This window comes from Mesorhizobium sp. M7A.F.Ca.ET.027.02.1.1, assembly GCF_004022985.1.
Taxonomy (GTDB): Bacteria; Pseudomonadota; Alphaproteobacteria; order Rhizobiales; family Rhizobiaceae; genus Mesorhizobium.
This window is the reverse complement of the sequence record NZ_RZOL01000494.1, coordinates 1-4,046: the sequence shown is the minus strand read 5'-3', so window position 1 is coordinate 4,046 and position 4,046 is coordinate 1. Positions and strand designations below refer to the sequence as shown.

4 protein-coding genes and 1 pseudogene are annotated in these 4,046 nt (G+C 64.5%); 4 read left to right on the top strand and 1 reads right to left on the bottom strand.

Annotated elements, in window-relative coordinates; translation table 11 throughout:
• Positions 1-216, bottom strand: a pseudogene (locus EN749_RS32060) (cysteine methyltransferase); the annotation flags it as partial.
• Positions 217-397: 181 nt separating this feature from the next.
• On the opposite strand from EN749_RS32060, the gene EN749_RS32055 reads away from it, so the two are divergent.
• The 4 genes from EN749_RS32055 to EN749_RS32040 form a co-directional block, all read left to right on the top strand.
• On the top strand, positions 398-1,303 hold the full coding sequence (locus EN749_RS32055; protein ID WP_127809583.1) for a lytic transglycosylase domain-containing protein: 906 nt from the start codon (positions 398-400) through the stop codon (positions 1,301-1,303).
• A 5-nt stretch (positions 1,304-1,308) separates the two neighbouring features.
• Positions 1,309-1,797 (top strand): GNAT family N-acetyltransferase, encoded by a 489-nt coding sequence (locus EN749_RS32050; RefSeq protein WP_127326851.1) that lies wholly within the window; start codon positions 1,309-1,311, stop codon positions 1,795-1,797.
• Positions 1,798-2,082: 285 nt separating this feature from the next.
• On the top strand, positions 2,083-3,351 hold the full coding sequence (locus EN749_RS32045) for an ABC transporter substrate-binding protein (protein ID WP_128364664.1): 1,269 nt from the start codon (positions 2,083-2,085) through the stop codon (positions 3,349-3,351).
• 116 nt (positions 3,352-3,467) lie between these two features.
• On the top strand, positions 3,468-4,046 hold a 579-nt coding region (locus EN749_RS32040), incomplete at its 3' end, for a sugar ABC transporter permease (RefSeq protein ID WP_245491541.1).

Genomic DNA, 4,046 nt, shown 5'->3' with positions numbered 1-4,046 from the left:
GGCCTTGATCGCCGCGATCAGCTCGACCACCCATGGCGGCTGCGCCGTGGCACTGGAAACGCCGCCATGGCGCAGCAGGCGCCGCTCCACCGTTTCGCGGCTGCGTTCGGGCAGGCAGAGCCGGATCAGGCCCTTTTCGCTCCAGGCAATGCCCATGAAACCGATCACTGTTTCTAACACTGCGTGGCCGGCCGTGATCGAAACTGTCGTGACCATGATGCGTTCCTTCCCGCAAAGTGGCGAAATCCGGGATTCGTTCCGGTACATATCCGGAACAATATGGCATCACCGCCTGCGTCTCGCCACCCGAAAACCACCTGATCGCCCCGATTGCCCGGCCTGAATCGCTGGTGTAAGGAATTTCTTAACAACCCGACAAACCGGACCCGAGCGCGGCTTGCCAGCAAAACTCAACCTTATCGCGATCGGCGTGATCCTGGCCGCCGTCGGCATCAGCGGCTGCACGTCGACCTCGCAGATGAAGCCCGCGCCTGCTCTCACCGAAACAGCGACCGCCGCCGGCACTGACGCCGGTTTCACCGTGCCGCTGCCGGAGACAGTTTCGGTGCTGCCGGAATCATCAGGGATCGCCCCCGTTCAGACGGCCGAGCTGCCGCTCGATCCCGCCGCACAGCCGGCTGCCGCGACCGCCGCTTTTGCCGGATCGATACCGGCGGCACCAGCCTTGCCCGCGGTGATGGCCGCCAATGCCTGGCAGGCGCCGCCGCCAGCAAATGCGAACGAGCCGGTCAAGGCGGCCGAGACCTATACGACCGCGGGGCTGGTCGTGCCGGCAACCGCCAAGGGCGATCGCATGCCCGGCGTCCAGCAAGTCGCCTATGTCGTGCCGCAGAACCCGGCGGCCCTGGTCCAGTTCCCGGCAGGGCCCGTGCAAGAAGAACACGCGACGGGCGTGCGTGGCGATGTCGAGCGGCTGATCGAGAAATATGCGGCGATCTATCAAGTGCCGGTGGATCTGGTGCGCCATGTCGTCAACCGCGAGAGCACCTTCAACCCGAAAGCCTACAACAACGGCCATTGGGGGCTGATGCAGATCAAACACGCGACGGCGCGCGGCATGGGCTATGACGGGCCGGCCAAGGGCCTGTTCGATGCCGAAACCAATCTGAAATACGCGGTGAAATATCTGCGCGGCGCCTGGCTGGTGGCCGGCGGCAACGCCAAGAAGGCCGACTGGCTCTACCAGACCGGCTATTATTACGACGCCAAGCGCAAGGGCCTGCTCGAGGCGACCGGCCTTGGCCGCGACCGCCAGCGCCGTCGCCTGCAGCCCGACGCCTGAGCGCGATGCCTGAACCGCGCCCGCCGGCTCTCAACGACATCCGGCTGCGCAAAATCCTCGACGAGACGCTGGTTCCGCCGCACTGGCCCGACGGCTTTGTCATGCGCAGCTTCGAGCCCGGTGATGCGCTGCCCCTGCATGCGCTGTTGACCGAAGTGTTCGACGACGGCGCCGACGGTCCGTTCGACGAGTGGTGGCCGCGCATCGCCGACGATCCCGAATTCGACCCGGCACTGTGCTTTCTCGTCATCGACGCCAAGGGCCGGCTGGCGGCAGCGGCACTGTGCTGGACCCGCGCCTTCGTCAAGGATCTAGCCGTTCATCCGGAGGCTCGCGGCAAGGGCGTTGCCGAAGCGCTGATGTGGCACGCCTTCGCCGTTTTTCGCGAACGCGGCGCCGATCATGTCGACCTCAAGACCAACACGGTCGAGAATCCCGCCGCCGTCCGGCTCTATGAGCGGCTGGGCATGATGCCTGTCGCCTGGGAAGGCTAGGGTGTGCTGATATTCAGGTGATGCCGGCCTGCAAATGATGGCTTCCTGCGCTTCCGGTGCTCACGTACCCAAAAATACGCTCCGCTCCGGTTCTCGGAAACCACCATTTTCGACTCGGCCTGACCTGAATCTCAACACACCCTGATGGGTGTCGCCTCACGCAGGAACGGCGCGATTTGGGAACCCAAAGCGCCGCTTCGCATTCAATGGGAGGTGAGGGCCTGACAAGCTGCCGGCGGGTGGGAGGAATTTTCCGCGGCCGGCCGCGGAGGGACATCCACCACCATGAAGTTTTCTCACGCATTCCTGGCGCTTGGCCTCGCCGCCATGCTGGTTGGCACGCCGGCGCGGGCCGTCGAGCTGTCGATGGTGTCGGGCGATACCGGCGACGGCATCAAGGTGCTGCGCGAGATCCTCGACCGTTACGAGAAAGACAGCGGCAACAAGGTCAGCATCGTCGTCATGCCGACGTCCGGAACCGACCAGTTCGGTCAGTACCGGCTTTGGCTCGCCGCCGGAAACAGTGACATCGACGTCTACCAGACGGACGTGATCTGGGCACCGCAGCTCGCCAGCCAGCTGGTGGATCTGACGGCAGCGACCAAGGACGTCGTGGCCGAGCATTTCCCATCGATCATCCAGTCACAGACCGTCAACGGCAAGCTCGTCGCCTTGCCGATCTTCACCGATGCGCCAGCGCTCTACTACCGCAAGGACCTCCTCGACAAATATGGCGCCAAGGTGCCGGCCACCTGGAAGGAACTGGCGGACACCGCCAGGCTGGTCATGGACAAGGAGCGTGCGGCCGGCAATCGGGATATCTGGGGCTTCGTCTTCCAGGGGAACGCCTATGAAGGGCTGACCTGCAACGCGCTCGAATGGGTGATGTCGAATGGCGGCGGCCAGATCATCGAGCCGGACGGCTCCATCTCCATCAACAACAGCCAAGCGGCGGCGGCGCTCGACATGGCCAAGGGCTGGGTCGGGACCATCGCGCCACCCGGCGTGCTTGCCTACCAGGAAGAGGAATCGCGCGGCGTCTGGCAGACAGGCAATGCGGTGTTCATGCGCAACTGGCCCTATGCCTATGCGCTCGGCAACGGCGAGGGCTCGCCGATCAAGGGCAAGTTCGACGTGGCACCGCTGCCGGCCGGCACGGGCGAGGGCGCGCGCCCGGTCGCGACCCTGGGCGGCTGGAACCTCGCCGTCTCCAAATATTCGAAGCATCCGGATGCCGCGATCGAGCTGGTCAAGTTCATCGCCTCGCCCGCGATGCAGAAATACCGCGCGCTGAAGACGTCCAACCTGCCGACCATCCGGGCGCTATATGACGATGCCGACATTGCCAGGGAGCACCCGATTATTCCGCGCTGGAAGCAGATATTTCTCAATGCGGTGCCGCGCCCGTCGGCCGCGGCCAGGATCAAATACAACGAGGCCTCGAGCCAGTTCTGGAACGCCGTTCACAACACGCTGTCGGGCGACGGCACCGCCGCCGACAATCTGGGCGACCTCGAAGCGATGCTGACCAAGCTGAAGGGCAACGGCTGGTGACCACAGTGCCGACAGGGACCGACGCCCGTGCGGCGTCGGAGACACAGGCTGTTCGTCGTCGGCCAGCGCCGTTGACGGCACAGCGCGTTCGCTCGGCGTGGCTTTTCCTGGCGCCAATGCTTCTGGTGCTCGCCGCGGCGGCCGGCTGGCCGCTTGCCCGCACGGTTTATTTCAGCTTCACCGACGCCTCGCTAGCCGACCTCGACGCGCGCCAATGGGTCGGCTTCGGCAATTATTTCTCGGTGCTGCACATGCCGAGCGGCCGGACCCTCTATGACGGGCTGCTCGTCGATCCGGTCTGGTGGCGTGCCGTCTGGAACACGGTTCGTTTCACGGTGATTTCGGTGACCTGCGAAATCATCCTCGGCACGATCGTTGCCCTGGTTCTCAATGCCGAATTCAGAGGCCGCGGCGTCGTCAGGGCAGCGATCCTGATCCCCTGGGCGATCCCGACGATCGTCTCGGCGAAGATGTGGCAATGGATGCTCAACGACCAGTTCGGCATCATCAATGTCGTGCTGCTCAACCTCGGCCTGATCAGCACCAAGATCGCCTGGACGGCCGACGCCGACACGGCGATGGCGGCCGTCCTCATCGTCGATATCTGGAAGTCGACACCATTCATGACGCTGCTCATCCTGGCTGCGCTGCAGATGCTGCCGAGGGAGATCATTGAGGTCGCCAGGCTCGACGGC

What these genes read in the sequence shown, in the direction of transcription:
- EN749_RS32050 (WP_127326851.1), top strand. Translation starts at nt 1,309, where the DNA reads ATGCCTGAACCGCGCCCGCCGGCTCTCAACGACATCCGGCTGCGCAAA.
- EN749_RS32045 (WP_128364664.1), top strand. Translation starts at nt 2,083, where the DNA reads ATGAAGTTTTCTCACGCATTCCTGGCGCTTGGCCTCGCCGCCATGCTG.